Source organism: Enterococcus sp. AZ095a, assembly GCF_050546735.1.
In the GTDB taxonomy this organism is placed as follows: Bacteria; Bacillota; Bacilli; order Lactobacillales; family Enterococcaceae; genus Enterococcus_D; species Enterococcus_D entomosocium.
On record NZ_CP172953.1, the window covers coordinates 794,493 to 811,553 of the forward strand.

General features: G+C 39.3%; 10 protein-coding genes. 6 read left to right on the plus strand and 4 right to left on the minus strand.

Features of this window, described 5'->3' with window-relative positions:
* Positions 1–168: 168 nt before the first annotated feature.
* From IGJ26_RS03635 to IGJ26_RS03655, 5 genes are all read left to right on the plus strand, one after another.
* Positions 169–1,671: a helix-turn-helix domain-containing protein gene (locus IGJ26_RS03635; protein WP_420657435.1), complete on the plus strand. Its 1,503-nt coding sequence runs from the start codon at positions 169–171 to the stop codon at positions 1,669–1,671.
* Positions 1,672–1,993: 322 nt separating this feature from the next.
* Positions 1,994–2,374, plus strand: coding sequence for a DUF7006 family protein (locus tag IGJ26_RS03640; RefSeq protein ID WP_008377151.1), 381 nt, complete (start codon positions 1,994–1,996; stop codon positions 2,372–2,374).
* A 121-nt stretch (positions 2,375–2,495) separates the two neighbouring features.
* On the plus strand, positions 2,496–2,861 hold the full coding sequence (locus IGJ26_RS03645; protein WP_430599878.1) for a RidA family protein: 366 nt from the start codon (positions 2,496–2,498) through the stop codon (positions 2,859–2,861).
* Between the two features lie 527 nt (positions 2,862–3,388).
* On the plus strand, positions 3,389–8,872 hold the full coding sequence (locus IGJ26_RS03650; protein ID WP_430599879.1) for a mucin-binding protein: 5,484 nt from the start codon (positions 3,389–3,391) through the stop codon (positions 8,870–8,872).
* A gap of 251 nt (positions 8,873–9,123) precedes the next feature.
* Positions 9,124–9,912, plus strand: a complete 789-nt coding sequence (locus IGJ26_RS03655) for a MerR family transcriptional regulator (RefSeq protein ID WP_176374326.1) — start codon at positions 9,124–9,126, stop codon at positions 9,910–9,912.
* An 89-nt stretch (positions 9,913–10,001) separates the two neighbouring features.
* Here the strand turns inward: IGJ26_RS03655 and IGJ26_RS03660 are convergent, their stop codons facing one another.
* Both IGJ26_RS03660 and IGJ26_RS03665 read right to left on the minus strand, forming a co-directional pair.
* Positions 10,002–12,623, minus strand: coding sequence for an HAD-IC family P-type ATPase (locus IGJ26_RS03660; RefSeq protein ID WP_430599880.1), 2,622 nt, complete (start codon positions 12,621–12,623; stop codon positions 10,002–10,004).
* Between the two features lie 225 nt (positions 12,624–12,848).
* A complete protein-coding gene (locus tag IGJ26_RS03665; RefSeq protein ID WP_430599881.1) occupies positions 12,849–13,169 on the minus strand; it encodes a DMT family transporter in 321 nt (106 codons plus the stop codon).
* A gap of 382 nt (positions 13,170–13,551) precedes the next feature.
* Between IGJ26_RS03665 and IGJ26_RS03670 the strand changes: the two genes are divergently transcribed.
* The gene (locus IGJ26_RS03670) at positions 13,552–14,142 is read left to right on the plus strand and encodes a nucleotidyltransferase family protein (protein WP_430599882.1); all 591 of its coding nucleotides are present in this window, start codon (positions 13,552–13,554) and stop codon (positions 14,140–14,142) included.
* Between the two features lie 296 nt (positions 14,143–14,438).
* On the opposite strand, the gene IGJ26_RS03675 is transcribed toward IGJ26_RS03670, so the two are convergent.
* Both IGJ26_RS03675 and IGJ26_RS03680 read right to left on the minus strand, forming a co-directional pair.
* Positions 14,439–15,530, minus strand: a complete 1,092-nt coding sequence (locus IGJ26_RS03675; RefSeq protein ID WP_225869260.1) for a GDSL-type esterase/lipase family protein — start codon at positions 15,528–15,530, stop codon at positions 14,439–14,441.
* Between the two features lie 11 nt (positions 15,531–15,541).
* Positions 15,542–16,951: a PTS transporter subunit EIIC gene (locus IGJ26_RS03680; protein WP_429976581.1), complete on the minus strand. Its 1,410-nt coding sequence runs from the start codon at positions 16,949–16,951 to the stop codon at positions 15,542–15,544.
* Positions 16,952–17,061 lie beyond the last annotated feature (110 nt).

Consider the following 17,061-nt stretch of genomic DNA (forward strand, 5'->3'; position numbering starts at 1 on the left):
TGAGACTCTGATTCTTTATCAGACTAACGTTCCAAGACAATCTCGAATAACAGAATTATTTAGCAAGAATGTTTCATTGAGAGAAACGAATGAATCAACACCTAGGAAATGAAAATGCACGTTTAAAAGAGTATAATTACTGTAAAACTAAAGTTAAGAGGTATTACTATGTATAAATTTCTTTTAACTAAATTGGATCAAGATGTCTATGAGCTATTTGCGTATTTTTTTGAACATGCCATTGATCGTGAACTATTGAGTGACCTTGCGGATCATGTGCATTTATCAAAAAGAAGAATCGTTTTAGTTTTTGAGCGTGCAAGAGACTTACAAAAATCATACCCTTTTTTTGAAATCGACATGCGAGAAGGAAGGGAGCTAGCCCTTGATTTTGCGCCTAATTTTTTGTTGTCAAAATTCTATTCGGTTATGTTAGCAGAAAGTATGCCCTTTCAAATTTTAGACAGACTCTTTAGTGATAAATACGTGTCTTTGGAAGAAACCGCCCAACAACATTATGTCAGTAATCGCACGGTTCAAAGAAAGCTCAAGGAAGTAGAAACGATTCTTGAGAATTATCAAATCAAATTGAATTTAAAAAAGAAACCGTTATTTGTAGCGGAAGAATACCGAATTCGTCATTTTTTCCATATCATGTATTGGCAGATCTATGATGCGACGAATGTGCGTTATATTGGATTGTCGAAGCAAAGTGTTCGTGCATTGAAGGAGAAGTTGACAAGTTATCCTAGTTTTTATCGCGGTATCGATCAGGAAAAATTTATCCAACTGCTTGCACTAAGTCTTTATCGTTTTAAAAGAGGTTTTCCGGTAAAAGAGATTCCTCAAGAGATGAAGAAAATGGTCCATCACACGATTTCCTACGAGCAATTCAAAGAAGAGCTCATAAAACCATTGCTAAACGCTAACTTGATTCTAAGTGACGTTCCAGAAACAGAGTTTCTCTTCTTATATTATATGTTTTCTGTGATGACGACGTATTTGCCTGAAGAGATTCCTAGCCAACTAAGAGTTGTTGATCACTTCTCGGAAGGATCAATTGCAACAGCAAGACTGTTTGCAAAAACTGCTCAGAAGATCTTTCTCGTCCCTGAAGGGGAGATCGAGTATCTTTTCGTTAATGCCTTGAACATTCATTCTGTGTCACTCCTCTTTGCGTCGAAAAATAAAATTGATGCTTTTGGAAAAACGACAACGGATAAAGATTATCGCAGAGTCTTTCCCAAAATTTTTCCACTCGTGCAGGAGATGTACCAAGCGTTAGCCCAACAATCCCCAATTTTTACTACCATGTATGCTTCCAATAATCGACTGCTTTTTCAATACAGCATGCTTCTTTCAATTGTAGCAAAAATCGATCGAACGACAGTCCGCATCTTTCATGAATCAAAATTTGGAAAAATTCAAGAAATCAGACAAAAAGAACGATTGAAACGCTGGTTTGGCTATACCCTCGCTTTCGTTTCAGAAAAACCAGATTTTGTGGTGACCGATTATCCAGTTGATCGGCAAGCCTTTTTGGACCAAAATCCAAACGTCCAATTTTTTAAGTGGAATAGCTTTCCAACCGGTGACCGGTGGCTGGAACTAATTGAAGCGGTGGAAACATTTCAGAATACCTCCAATAAAAAATACAATGAAAATGATTGATTTACCCAAGATTCAGCAAACAGGCAGTATTCTCAAATCTGAGAGGACTGCCTGTTTTTCTTTATAGCCAGAGGATAGAAATTTGCTGAACAACAGTGTCACACCTTCTATAGCTTGCGAAGTATGTTCGGAGATAAAGGTGATTATGTAAATGAACTGTACTAACTAGAATCAGTATTTATATAACAGGACGTATTTTGTATTTAATCAGTCACATATTGACGCGTTTCCAGCTAAAAACCGTGTGATAATACAGACATACAAAACTGGAATAAATCATTTTACATAAGAATCAACCATTAAAATACAGGAGGTGCTGGAGATGGAGGAACCATTTAAAATCCACACATTGCAAGAATATTTGAACTTTTATATTGAGGAATCTGAACGGCTTTTCAGTAAAGATGAGTATGGAAAAATCAAAGAAAAAATCCATAGAAACTGTTTAGAAATTCGCATGGCGATTCAAGAAATCAATCAAAAAAATTTTTTCGAACAGCTTGCGAAAATCAATACCCTTGAAGCAGAAATTTTGATTATTTTAGAGTGTAGTGAGCTTCGAGGCAGTGACAGTGTTGTGCCTTTTACTGAAGCGGAAATCTTGCAAGTGGCAAAAGAAGACAGCAAGACTTACTTTAAAGAAAGGTGCGGGCTGACATTGATCGCCCCAACCCCTCATTCCTTGCATTTTTCGGTGGAGTAGGAATTTATCAGTTGGAATGTACGGATTGACGCTCAAAGACAAAAAAAGCAATAATATGACCAAGTCAATTAACAGACATGGTTTTTATTATGAAAATAAATAGAAAGGGGAAACAAAACGAATGAAGCGATACGATATCAATGAGGACTGGGCACTTTCAGGTGTGATTGAAGCGGGAAATTTTGTTTTCGTGGGCTATTGCGTGGGGAACATCGGGCAGCCAATAGAGCAACAGATTGTAGGGGCATTGAATCATTTAGAAGAACGTTTGAAATTAGTCGATTTGACATTTGCAAATGTGGTTCAAATGGATGTACTTTTTAAAGATGTGTTTGATATTCCAGTGATGGAGAAGCTCTTAAAAGAAACCTTCCATGGGAAATTTCCGGTTAGAAAATCAATTCAGACAGCTTTCGCTAATTCTGGAGAGGTAGGCATTCTTTTTCAAATCGATGCTATTGCTTTTAAGGAAGATCAGGGAAAGTAAGTTCGTAGAAATCAAAAATGGGCTTCGATGTTTTTGCTTGTTAGCCGTAGGATAAAGGGAGAAGATCAAGAGCGTCTTGGCTGTTTCTATGAATAAGAATGATAAACAAAAGGGGCTGAATATCCAGTCTCTTTTTTTGTATCTCTATATAGCTATTATTTCCTTCGAGTTAATTGGATTGATCGGTTACACCCAAAGTTTTTTACGAGGACTCCGAACGCTTTGTAAACATAGTGTGAACCAGTTCTAGGAAGTAAGTTAAACTATATTTCTTTAATTTGTTCACACTTTCAGAGACACAATCATTCATATTCTTTATTTTCGTTTTATAAAATAGGACTTATTTTGTCATATTCATGACAATTATTGTCGTGTTCGTCCCTGAAAACCATGCAATAATGCAGTCATAAGGAATGAGTCAGCGAACGTATTACATAGATGTAAGAAGTAGTTGTCAATGGGCAGCTTTTTTTAATTGGAGAGAGTGTAGCTGATCTTATTTACTTAATTTGAAAGAGGGAAAAGCAATGAAAAAACCAGCGAAGAAAGAACTTTTATCACGTATTCTGATTAGTTCTTCTGTTTTTATATTAGGCAGCCCATTGATCACGCAAGCAATTATCAGTGTTCCGGCAGCAGCTGAAACGATCAGCACTTCAACGACAGAAGAAGTAACACGTAGTACAAATGAATTCATATCTGAACAACAAGAAGGAATAGTCGAACAAGCTACAGGTGAAGAAACCGTCGATTCAGAAACACAAGTAGTAGAAAGTACAGGGGAACAAGGGGCATCGGAGTCATCACAAGCAAGTGAAGATCAAGTGGAACCATCCACAGAGCAAATGACAGAATCCTCCAGTGAGCCAGAAGCCGCTGAGAGCAGTACAACATCTGATGAGGAGTCGAAAACAAAAGTAGCGGAAGCAGAAAATATCCTTTGGTCAGGTAACTGGGGAACCGCTCCAGCCACATTAGATATTGAAGGGGTTTTGACTGTAGGAGCAGGTACATTGACAACGGCGGTGGACCAAGTGATTCCTTTAACGGAAGAACTTAAAAATATGGTCATAAAAAAAGTTATTCTCACTGCGCCCGTCATTCTGCCAGCCGATGTGGCAGGTTTGTTCGAGAGCTACTCCCACTATGGCACTGTACCCTCTCAATTGAATGAGATTGTTGGGCTGACTTATCTTGATACGAGTCAAGCCACCACGATGAATTGTATGTTTTATGGCTATAGCGGATCTACATTAGATTTATCGAATTTTGATAGCACCGGTGTTATAAATTCTTTAGGTGCTGGGATGAACCAGTTTTTAGCAAATGTACGCTATCTAAGAGAATTAACATTAGGACCAAAATTCAGCTTTGTTGGGTGGAACAATTGGTCAAGCAATCCCTATCCAGTGAACTTAGTTGACCCTAGTGGAATGTATGGTTTTCATTCCAGTTACTATACCGGCTATTGGCAAAATGTAGGGGCTGGCACCATAGATGCGCCATACGGTGAACATATATTAAAATCAGAGGAACTAGTGTTGACCTATGATGGCGCGACGATGGCTGACACCTATGTATGGCAGCCTCGGTTTATTGAAGGAGCACCAGTCACAGTCAATTACCTAGATGAAGAGGGTAATGAATTATTGCCACCTAATGTATTGACTGGTGGAAATATTGGCGATTCAATTGAAGTTGTTCCTGAGGATATTCCTAACTATACATTGAAGGAAGTTCAAGGAGAGGAACAAATTGTCTTTAGCAATGTTCCGCAAACGGTCACGTATATCTATAGTCCTAAAATAGAAAGTAATGAGGAAAGAAAAATTGTCGCACGAGTCATTCACTATTTGCATGAAGACGGTACAGAAGCTGCTCCAGATAAAGTAGACACAGTTGAATTTACTCGAGAAGTAAGGACGAATCTAGCCACTGGCGAAGAAACCTTTGGTGAATGGCAAGCAAGAGATGATGATACGATATTTGATTTAGTCAAAAGTCCAGAGATAGTCAACTACTATACAGACAGGGAGTTTATCGATGAAGTTATCGATGTAAAGGCCGATTCAGAAGATATTGAAGAATTTGTCATGTACTCGCCAAAGATAGTCGAATCTACGGAGACCAAAGAAGTCAAGCGAATGATCCATTATGTGTATGAAGATGGTAAAGAAGCCGCGCCAGACAGTGTCGACACGGTCACCTTTACACGCACAGTGACAACGAATGAAGCAACAGGGAAAAATACCTATGGCGAATGGCAAGCCCAAGATGATGACACGATGTTTGATGAAGTGTTAAGTCCAGAAATAGACAAGTACAATGCAGACCAAAAAATGGTTGATAAAGTCACTGAGTTGACTGCAGAATCAGAAGATCGCGAAGTGACTGTCACTTATTCGCCAAACATGACCGAATCTACGGAGACCAAAGAAGTCAACCAAACGATCCATTATGTGTATGGAGATGGCAAAGAAGCCGCGCCAGACAAAACGGACACTGTTACTTTTACACGAACTGTCACAATAAATGAAGCAACAGGTGACAAAACTTTTGGCGAATGGCAAGCGAAAGATGATGACACGAAATTTGACGAAGTGAAGAGTCCTGAGATCAAGAACTATCACGCAGACAAAACAAGCATCGAGGAAGTCACAGGTTTGACAGCAGAAGACAAGGATCGTGAAGTGACTGTTACTTACTCACCAAATATGACCGAGTCAACAGAAACCAAAGAAGTCAAACGAATGATCCATTTTGTATATGAAGACGGCAAAGAAGCCGCCCCAGACAAAGTAGACACGGTTACGTTCACTCGAACGGTCACCACGAACGAAGCAACTGGCAACAAGACCTATGGCGAATGGCAAGCCCAAGATGATGATACGATGTTTGATGAAGTGTTAAGTCCAGAAATTGACAAATACAATGCGGACCAAAAAACGGTTGATAAAGTCACAGGTCTGACTGCAGAATCAGAAGATCGCGAAGTGACTGTCACTTATTCGCCAAATATGATCGAATCTACGGAGACCAAAGAGGTCAAACAAACGGTTCATTATGTGTATGAAGACGGCAAAGAAGCCGCGCCAGATAAAGTAGACACGGTCACGTTCACGCGGACGGTCACCGCCAACGAAGCAACTGGTGACAAGACCTATGGAGAATGGCAAGTCCAAGATGATGATACAACGTTTGACGAAGTGAAGAGTCCTGAAATCAAGAACTATCATGCAGACAAAGCAACAGTCGAAGAAGTTACAGGGCTGACAGAAAAATCAGAAAATCGTGAAGTAACAATCACTTACTCACCAAATATGACCGAAACAACAGAAACCAAAGAAGTCAAGCAAACGATCCATTATATTTATGAAGACGGCAAAGAAGCCGCGCCAGATAAAGTAGACACGGTCACGTTCACGCGGACGGTCACCGCCAACGAAGCAACTGGTGACAAGACCTATGGCGAATGGCAAGCCAAAGGTGATGATACAACATTTGATGAAGTGAAGAGTCCTGAGATCAAGAACTATCATGCAGACAAAACAAGCATTGAGAAAGTCACAGGTTTGACAGCAAAGGACAAAGACCGCGAAGTAACTGTCACTTACTCACCAAATATAACTGAGTCAACAGAAACCAAAGAAGTCAAACAGACGATTCATTATGTGTATGAAGACGGCAAAGAAGCCGCGCCAGATAAAGTAGACACGGTCACGTTCACGCGGACGGTCACCGCCAACGAAGCAACTGGTGACAAGACCTATGGCGAATGGCAAGCCCAAGATGATGATACAACGTTTGACGAAGTGAAAAGTCCTGAAATCAAGAACTATCATGCAGACAAAGCAACAGTCGAAGAAGTTACAGGGCTGACAGAAAAATCAGAAAATCGTGAAGTAACAATCACTTACTCACCAAATATGACCGAAACAACAGAAACCAAAGAAGTCAAGCAAACGATCCATTATATGTATGAAGACGGCAAAGAAGCCGTACCAGATAAAGTAGACACGGTCACGTTCACGCGGACGGTCACCACTAACGAAGCAACTGGCGACAAGACCTATGGCGAATGGCAAGCCAAAGAAAACGATACGACCTTTAACGAAGTGAAGAGTCCTGAGATCAAGAACTATCATGCAGACAAAACAAGCATTGAGAAAGTCACAGGTTTGACAGCAAAGGACAAAGACCGCGAAGTAACTGTCACTTACTCACCAAATATAACTGAGTCAACAGAAACCAAAGAAGTCAAACAGACGATTCATTATGTGTATGAAGACGGCAAAGAAGCCGCGCCAGATAAAGTAGACACGGTCACGTTCACGCGGACGGTCACCGCCAACGAAGCAACTGGTGACAAGACCTATGGCGAATGGCAAGCCCAAGATGATGATACAACGTTTGACGAAGTGAAAAGTCCTGAAATCAAGAACTATCATGCAGACAAAGCAACAGTCGAAGAAGTTACAGGGCTGACAGAAAAATCAGAAAATCGTGAAGTAACAATCACTTACTCACCAAATATGACCGAAACAACAGAAACCAAAGAAGTCAAGCAAACGATCCATTATATGTATGAAGACGGCAAAGAAGCCGTACCAGATAAAGTAGACACGGTCACGTTCACGCGGACGGTCACCACTAACGAAGCAACTGGCGACAAGACCTATGGCGAATGGCAAGCCAAAGAAAACGATACGACCTTTAACGAAGTGAAGAGTCCTGAGATCAAGAACTATCATGCAGACAAAACAAGCATCGAGGAAGTCACAGGTTTGACAGCCGACACCAAAGACCGCGAAGTAACTGTTACTTACTCACCAAATATGACTGAGTCAACAGAAACCAAAGAGGTCAAACAAACGGTTCATTATGTGTATGAAGACGGCAAAGAAGCCGTGCCAGATAAAGTAGACACGGTCACGTTCACGCGGACGGTCACCACCAACGAAGCAACTGGTGACAAGACCTATGGAGAATGGCAAGCCCAAGATGATGATACGACATTTGATGAAGTGAAAAGTCCTATGATTAAGAACTATACCGTCGATAAGGAAACGATCGAAGCAGTTACAGGAGTAGCGGTTGATAATCAAGACATCGAAGTCACCGTTACGTATGTGCCAAAAATGGAAACCGCAACAGAAACTGAGGAAGTCAAGCAAACGATTCATTACGTCTATGAAGATGGTAGCAAAGCGGCGGACGATCATACCGATAAAGTCACTTTCACCCGGGTGATAGCAAAGAATTTGGCAACTGGTGTAGTGACCTATGGCGAATGGAAGGCAAAAGACAACGACACGACTTTTGCTGAAATTTCCAGCCCAATGATTGAATATTGCACACCAGATAATGAGTTGATCGAAGCAATTACGAATATTCAACCCGATGCAAAAGATACCGAGTTGACTGTGATCTACAAAGCAAATACGGAAACGAAAGAGGAAAGTAAAGAGGTTTCGCGGACGATTCATTATGTTTATGAAGATGGTAGCCAAGCGGCAGAAAGTTATACGGAAACCTTAACCTATACACGCACGGAAACAACCAATCTGCTGACTGGTGAAGTCGCATATAGTGACTGGACAGCCACAAATGGTGACACGACATTTGATGAGGTGAAAAGCAAGCAAATTGAGGGCTACACGGCAGACCTGACGACAGTCAAAGAACAAACAGGAATGACTGCAGAAGATGAAGATACGGAGCTGACTGTGACGTATATAAAAAATGCAACAGACGAAGCCAATCCAACAGACTCATCAAAAGAGTCAAGCAACACGCCAAATGATCAGACAAAAACAGATGATAACACACCGTCTACTGATATGAAAATAACGACTAACGTATCAGAAACAACAAGAACAGTCACGAGTGAAAAAAGTCTTCCAAAAACAGGAGAGAAAGAGGAACCCTTCATATTATACGCTGGAGTGACTATGGCGGTATCATCCCTGCTAGCATTTTTCTTAAGACGCTTAAGACAGAAACGAAAATAAGAAATCAGAAAAAGCTTTCTTATGAAATGGAATAGAATACTGGCGAAGTAGAAGACTGCTGATAATTTCCCATACTAATCTTGGAAATTTATCAGCAGTCTTTTCATTATGATTTGAAGCTTGTTCAAGTACTATCACACACCAAACCTTCTGACCACTTCAATAGAAAAACTCCTTCGTTTTCTGAAGAAAATTATGATATGATTTTGTGACAGAGACACGCTATGAAAGATAAAGGGAGGGATGGAACTATGAAGATAAAACAAGTGAGTGAAAACTATGATATCACACCACATACTCTTAGGTACTATGAACAAATTGGTTTGCTATCACCCAACTATACTGAGAATGGGTATCGAGATTACTCATACGAGGATATTGAGCGATTAAATACCATTAGAGACCTGCGTTTTTTTGATGTATCACTTGAGGAAATTAAGAACTACTTGGATACAAAGAATAAAGCGCTGACTAAAGAAATCCTTCATTTCGAGATGGAGCAATTAGAAGATAGAATCCATGCGTTAAAAGAGAAACAAGATTTGTTAAAAGAGCGAATTGACTTGCTTGTCTACGCTGAAAAAAAGCAAAACCATGAAATTGAACGTACATTTTATGAAGAACGGTACCTTGTTTTAAGTCAAGAGAAAGACACAATGGGGAAAGACTTGTACTTTGAACTTAAACGCCTGCACAAACAATTTGAAAAAGAACTGCATGCCAATAATCAAAATGTTTTCGGAACGATTTTACTGCCGCACGAAGACGCATTTAGGCATCAAGTTTTCTATTGTCTGACAAACGATTTGGCAGATGAGAAGGCATTTACAATGCCTGCAGGAGAGTATCTCGCTATTTATTATACGGGCACATATAAGCAGCGCTTAGCTGCTTTAGCAGAACTAAAAAGTTACCTAAAGAAAAATAGACTGGTCGCGAAAGGAAATTTTTATGAGTTCTACTTGATTGATTTTCATGAGACGAATTTACCGGAAGAATACGTGAGTAAAATAGAAATTCTCCTTGATCAACCCGATTAAAACGGAATCGATCAAGGAGAAACGTATCTATTGGTACTTAGTGATTCAGCAAGTTTATCGATAAGATGACTTATGAAATAGAACTGTTCTTATTTCTCTACTTTGGTATCCATTGAGTAGGTGGGAGTAGTTTCCTTTAGAATGACTCGTGTTACGTGCTTTTCAGATTCTACTAATAAGAAAAGTAGAGTTGCTGGGAGAACACTGATAAGCAGTTCGGATAAAGTTAAAGAGGTGGTCTGTAAGATACTTTGCAATGGTGAAAAATAGACCATTCCTAATTGGAGAATCGCCATAACAAGTAATGAGTAAATCAAGGCTTTATTCTGCTTGATTTTGTTACTGAAGGCTGAATCCGTGATCTCACGACAGTTGATCATGTAAAAAGCTTGACCGAAAACGATCGCATTGATCAAAACGGTTTGTCTGACAGCTTCGTCGCCGAATGCATTCATCGTTAGAAAGCCGAAGAAGGTCAAGAGTAGGCCGACATAAACGATTCGAAAGAGTGTATATTTGGAAATGATTTTTTCTTTCATATCACGAGGTGCTCGATTCATGATCATTTTGTGAGCTGGTTCAAAACCTAACGCATAGGAGAGTGTAATTGACGCAACTAGATTTAACCAAAGAATCTGCACTGTGCTTAGTGGTAAAGGAAGATTTCCCAACATAGAAACGATCAGCAAAAGCCCCTGGGCCAGACAGGTTGGCAAGTAGAAGAGGATCGTCTTTTTTAAATTATCAAAAATTCGACGGCCTTCTTTGATTGCTTTTGCAATCGTTTCAAAATTATCGTCAATGAGGATCATGTCGGCAGCTTGTTTACTAACATCGCTTCCTTTAATTCCCATGGCGATCCCTACATCTGCTTTTCTAAGTGCGGGTGCGTCATTGACCCCATCACCAGTCATTCCAACGATTTCGCCTTGTTCTTGTAAATAAGTAACGATCATCAGCTTATGCTCAGGTGTCGTTCGGGCAAAAATATTGGTATTTTTTACCACTCTTTGCCACTCATCTGTGGATAAACGATCCAATTCAGTTCCAGTGATTGCCCGTTCAGAATGGTCGATTCCTAATTTTTTGGCAATCGCTTTTGCGGTCGTTGGGTGATCCCCGGTGATCATTACGACTCTGACCCCGGCTTTTTTACAATCTGCTACCGCTTCGATCGCTGATTCTTTTGCTGGATCGATAATGCCAGCTAATCCGATGATTACGAGCTCGTCCATCTCTTCATGAGTCAATTCAGTCGTTGTATCTACATCTTTATAAGCAAACGCGATCACTCGTTGTCCCTCTGAAGCAAAAGCCAAATTGATCTTTTCCCACTGTGCATGATCAAACTCCGCTATCTGCCCATCAATATGTGCAGCAGTCGCTTTATTTAAAACGATATCTGGAGCACCCTTTACAAAAATCCGCTTTTTCCCATTGATCAAATGGCTTGTTGCCATATACTTATATTTTGAGTCAAAAGGTAATGTTTCTAGACTCTTGATCCGCGGTGTGCCAATACGATTGGTCCAACGTAATAAAGCTAATTCTGTTGCATTTCCGGTCACTGGACAGTGGCGATCATCGAAACTCTGTGTTTCTTGACAGTTTTGCATGATTTTGGCTAGCAGTTCGTTGTTCGAAGAATCTGTTTGGTCTTCATGATCAATCACTGTTACCTGATTATTAGAAAACACATTGGTAAGGGTCATATCGTTTTTGGTCAAAGTACCTGTTTTATCAGAACAGATGACTGTCATTGAGCCAAGTGTTTCGACAGTAGGCAATCCCTTTACGATCGCATTTTGCTCAGACATATTTTTCACGCCGGAAGACAGAATAATCGTCAAGATAGAAGGCAATCCCTCAGGAATAGAAGAAACGATCAAAGCAATGATTGCTGACACGATATACATCGGACTCATGCCATAAATGAAGTAGCTGATCAATCCTAATAAGAAGATAAAGACGCCGATCCCTTTAAAAATAGCATGATTCATTTCGTTCACTTTTTTCAATAAAGGGGTTTCTTTCACTTCAATGGTTGCTAAAGAAGCATTGATTTTACCAATCTCAGTGTCCGAGCCAATTTCAACAACGATCCCTTTTCCAGTTCCTGACTGTACTTGCGTACCTGAGTACGCCATATTGGTTCGTTCAGCAAGTGCTATTTGCCCCTCTAAACGAGCACTTGTTTTTACGACTGCATCAGGCTCTCCAGTCAGAATCGATTCATCGATTTTTAGTTCATTCACGGTTTCCATACGCAAATCAGCAGGAATAACATCACCAGGTGATAAATAAACACGGTCCCCTGGAATCAAATTTTCTGCATCGATTGAAAGACGTCCGTTTTCAGATTCGACTGTCGCCTTTGAACTAAGTAATTTTGAAATGCTAGATAGTGAATCATCTGCTTTTCTCTCTTGGTAGTAACCAATCATTGCGTTTAAAACGACAACGAGTAAAACGATCGCTCCTTCAACTAAACTTCCCGTAATAAATTTTAAAACAGCTGCACCGATCAAGACATACATTAACGCATCGTGGAAGTAAGATAAAAACTTCTTCCATTCGGGTGTCTTTTCTGATGCTTGTAATTTATTTTTCCCGTGTTTTTCTTGATACGCTTTACGTACCTCATTTGTGATAAGCGTCTTACTTGTCGCTGACTGCACCTTTTCAATATCCAAATTATGCCATTGTTTCATTATTTTCCCTCCGTTTTCTTTACATGAATAGCATAAAGGTTAGAGTGACTATAAGGTCAAACGTTTTTTGAAAATATTTTTTACCTATAGGCTAATTGCAAAAAAAAATTCTTTAGATGGGCTGAAAATGGCGATTTGGCTCCGTGTTTCGTTATAGGAGTCAAGGCGCTTGATTGATGAAGGTACCTACAAAAAGGCTAGCAAAACTATTATCAAATGGCTAAATCAATGTCCGCTGGTAAACTTGATGCCCAAAATACCAACTATTAATAAGACGATGAAAACCCAAGTCAGAAGGGATAGCTGGTCTTTAAAGAACACGACCCCCACAATAATCGATCCCACCGCACCTATCCCTGTCCAAACAGGATAAGCGATACTTAATGGTAGGTTTTTGACCGCTAAAGCCAAGAAGCCAAAACTGAAAAGCATTCCGATGACTGTTGAAATACTATACCAAAAGTGGCTAAACCCGTTGCTCAGTTTCATGGTAGATGCCCATACGACCTCAAAAAATCCTCCTAAAAGTAAATAAATCCATGTCATAATTTATTCTCCTCCTCAAAAAAAAATAAGCATTCAGTAAACTCTTCAAGGACCTAATGAGTTTACCAAACACTTCTATCACCCGGTGGTGTTTTGGATATTCAATTAATGTAACAATAATAAAATCTTAGCTGAAAAGGGAGAGATTGTCAAACAAGTGGAAATGGTTGATAACTACCGCTCTTTTGATTTATAAGTTGATATTTGTCATTTTTTCCTTTTGAAAGCAATTACTTTGAAGAAAATGATACAATATCTATAAGTAAAATAAGTTTTGTCAGAATCTAGTTAAATATACATTCGCATCTTATTTAGATGGTTTAGAATCTCACAATTATTTTGAAAATTAGTTAAAAATAATCTTTAGGGAAGGAGAAGAACAATGTATCAGAATAAGAGTCTAGCTATTCAAGAAACGGTATTGATTGATATTTTGAAAAAAGATACTACTCTTTACAAGATTATTAAAGATGTCTCGGCTTTAGGTATTCCAAACCTTCATGTCGGCGGTGGAAGTATCACGCAGTCTGTATGGAATCATCTTTTTTCTAAGCCCATCGGTTACGGAATAAGTGATGTGGATATCGTTTTTTTTGACACAGATTTGAGTCAAGAGAAAGAACGAATGGTACTAGAACAAATAGTGAAAACTACTAAACAAAATCAATATGCGCTGGATGTAAAGAATGAGGCAAGGGTGCACCTATGGTATGAAGAAGAATTCGGGTTTTCTATTCCCGCATATACCTCTACTGAAGAAGCGATCAGTACTTGGCCCAGTACTGCAACTTCGATCGGTGTTTTTTTCGATCAGGAAAGCAAGCTCCAGATTTTTGCCCCTTATGGCATGTATGACCTCTTTTCTGGGATAGTAAGACCAAACAAAGCGATGATTTCCCGTGAAGTTTATGAAAGAAAAGCTGAGAAATGGGGCTCGAAGTGGCCAGAACTTACGGTGATTGGCTGGCGGTAACAATTGATGAACATAGCGATTTATGCATTAATCTTTGAATAGAAACTATTTGATTGTTAACAAACTTCTATCTATTTTGATTTCAGAACCACTCTTGAAAAGATAGGCCATGCAAAATTTGTGACATTGTATGTAGAATAATTGCTAGTGATCGAGAGTAAGGATATTCAAGTGCAGAGTTGAAGAAAATTCATAGTGAAAAGGTCAACCTCCCGTATACATTTTAACCAGATGTGTATGGGAGGTAGGTTTTATTTTTGACTATTTTTAACAGTTTTTGTTGAGAGTCTATCAATTCACAGCAATGAAAGGCAAAGAATTTTCTCAGCCACAGCTTTTCCTAAAATTTCCCCTCCAGTTTGAGAAAAATGCAGATGATCCCCCGAATCAAATGCAGAAGCTAATCTCGTTTTATCAGAAGGATCTCTTACCATATCATTGATATCGATCGTATTTGCTTGAGTCATTATCCATTGATTAAACGCAGTTCGGATAGCTTCTTTTTCCTCGGTCCAACTCGGCTTTCCTTGGTTGTAAGAATAGTTAAAAGGGGGAAGCGTGAGGGGAACAAACGGAATGTCTGCTTTTTTTGCCAGATTTATTAGAACTTTGTAGTGTTTGATCAACTCATCTTTGGTAGGTAATTCTGAAAGTGGAGAGCCCGTTCCTGGATGAAATAAGTCATTTAACCCAATCAATGAAACGATCAAATCTGGCTTTTGATCCACGACATCTGCTTGGAACCTGTCGATTCCTGCAACACCAAAGCTGTCTTTCCAACGAGAAATCCCTGAACCAGCATGTGTCAGACGATTGCCTGATATGCCAGCATTAAAGCTTGTTGCAATCAGACCACGTTTGTTTAGATTGTCGATGACACTATCACTAAAATATCCTTGATTCGTCAAAGAGTCGCCAAAAAAAGCAATGACTTTTGCATCAACTTTCGTTTCTAGAGCAACTGAAGTAATCCCAAAAATAAAGTTATTGGTTTCTCTTATATTCGAATGGACTACTTGATCAGATAGTAAGTTTGCCGAGGAAGATACTCGATTGATCTCGTTGGAGAATAATGCCTCTATCAGAATATCGGCTCCTTTGGTTACTGAAAAATCAATGTCATCTGTCCATAAAGTGGATCCAGCTGGGACAATGAATTGTGGTCGATTATCTAAGGTAATAACATTGGATTGTTGGTTTCCCGGATTACTACTGATTTTTATCGACTCTACGTTTAAATCAAAAGAATCATAGCGGTTACAAAGTTCGAGTGCTAATCGTTGTCCAGAAAGCGGCTGCTTGATTCTTAAACGTAATTTACGTCCATTAGGAGAAAAGTTTAGTACTTGGTAATTAGAAAATACTTGATGCCAAATTATTTTTTTCATCATATATCACCTTACAGTTCATCTGCAGCTTTCATTTTATCATTGAAACCAAAAAGCCAAGTCAAAAGAAAGGATAGCAAAAATGTTCCTATATGAGAGAGTAGATAAGCATAGAAGTTTTTATCGATCCCTGCAACCGGGTTGATAAAAGAGGCAAATCCTATAACCCCACCTGCGAATCCATAGTTGACCAAGTGAAGGAAACCTGCTAGAGCACCACCAAAAATATTTGAAAGGGTCACGAGATAGAAGACTTTTTTGTATTTTAGTAGAATACCATAGATTGCAGGTTCGCCAACACCGCATATTTGTGAAAGAGTGGCAGCAAAGGCAACTTGTTTTAGTTGAGCTTTTTTTGTTTTCAATGCGATTGAGCATGTTGCACCCGCAATACCCATCATCAATACAGACGAGAAGGCATTCATCATACTAAATCCGTTAACAGTTAAATCGTTGACGATGATCGGAATCAATGGCCAATGCATGCCGAAGACCACTAAGACTGGAAAAAGTGCGCAATAGACTGCTCCGCCAATAATCGTGTTAAAGTCAAAAATGGTACTAATTCCGAATGCTAGCCCATCACTAATAATCGTTATGATTGGTCCGATGATAAGAAGAACGGCTAAGCTTAGTACCAGAACTTCAACGATTGGTGACACAATGGAAGAAATCACGAGAGGAACAATTTTCTTTAAAAACTTTTCAACATACGTTGCTAACCAAGCAGCGACCAGAATAGGGAAAACCGAAGCTGTATAATTCATAATGGGGAATTCTATGCCAAAAATAGCGACCTTCGCAGCTGTACTTGAAGCAATAGTGACTATATTTGGATGAATGAGTATCGCACCCACGACTGCCAGAACAATAGGATTCACCTTTAATTTTTGAGCTGCAGTAAAACCTAAGATGACAGGTAAAAAATAAAAAATGCCATCTGCAATCGTGCTAATCAATAGATAAGATTGCGAACTATCTTGTAATAAACCAAACGTCACCAACGAAGCTTGTAATCCTTTGATTATTCCAGCTCCTGCAAGAAGACCGATGACGGGCATCATTGAACCTGTAATTATGCCAATAAACTGATTGAAGCCATTTCGAAATAGCTGAAGAAAATCACTATTGGAATCATTTTCCACCACTCCCTCTGTAGAATCAAAGACTTGATCATTGTTTAACTGGCGCATTACTTCCTCGTAAATAGCATTTACTTTGTTTCCAACAACCACCTGATATTGTCCTTGAGCTTCTACTACGCCCATTACATCATCCAACTCTTTTATCTTAGTTGTATCGGCTTTCTCTTTGTCCACTAGATAGAAACGAACACGTGTAATGCAGTGGATCACATTTTTGATATTATTTTTTCCACCAACGTACTCAATCATGTACTCCGTTAACTGTTTGTCACTCATAATAAAACCTCCTCATTTCTTTTAACCGGTTACGCTCATTTTAAATTTGTTTAAACAAATAATCAAGCATTTGTTTAAACAAATTTAAGTTTTTTGTATAGGTAGAATGA

Excerpts from the sequence above, each read along its gene's own strand:
- IGJ26_RS03635 (WP_420657435.1), top strand. The coding sequence starts at position 169 with ATGTATAAATTTCTTTTAACTAAATTGGATCAAGATGTCTATGAGCTA.
- IGJ26_RS03640 (WP_008377151.1), top strand. The coding sequence starts at position 1,994 with ATGGAGGAACCATTTAAAATCCACACATTGCAAGAATATTTGAACTTT.
- IGJ26_RS03645 (WP_430599878.1), top strand. The coding sequence starts at position 2,496 with ATGAAGCGATACGATATCAATGAGGACTGGGCACTTTCAGGTGTGATT.
- IGJ26_RS03650 (WP_430599879.1), top strand. The coding sequence starts at position 3,389 with ATGAAAAAACCAGCGAAGAAAGAACTTTTATCACGTATTCTGATTAGT.
- IGJ26_RS03655 (WP_176374326.1), top strand. The coding sequence starts at position 9,124 with ATGAAGATAAAACAAGTGAGTGAAAACTATGATATCACACCACATACT.
- IGJ26_RS03660 (WP_430599880.1), bottom strand. The coding sequence starts at position 12,623 with ATGAAACAATGGCATAATTTGGATATTGAAAAGGTGCAGTCAGCGACA.
- IGJ26_RS03665 (WP_430599881.1), bottom strand. The coding sequence starts at position 13,169 with ATGACATGGATTTATTTACTTTTAGGAGGATTTTTTGAGGTCGTATGG.
- IGJ26_RS03670 (WP_430599882.1), top strand. The coding sequence starts at position 13,552 with ATGTATCAGAATAAGAGTCTAGCTATTCAAGAAACGGTATTGATTGAT.
- IGJ26_RS03675 (WP_225869260.1), bottom strand. The coding sequence starts at position 15,530 with ATGAAAAAAATAATTTGGCATCAAGTATTTTCTAATTACCAAGTACTA.
- IGJ26_RS03680 (WP_429976581.1), bottom strand. The coding sequence starts at position 16,951 with ATGAGTGACAAACAGTTAACGGAGTACATGATTGAGTACGTTGGTGGA.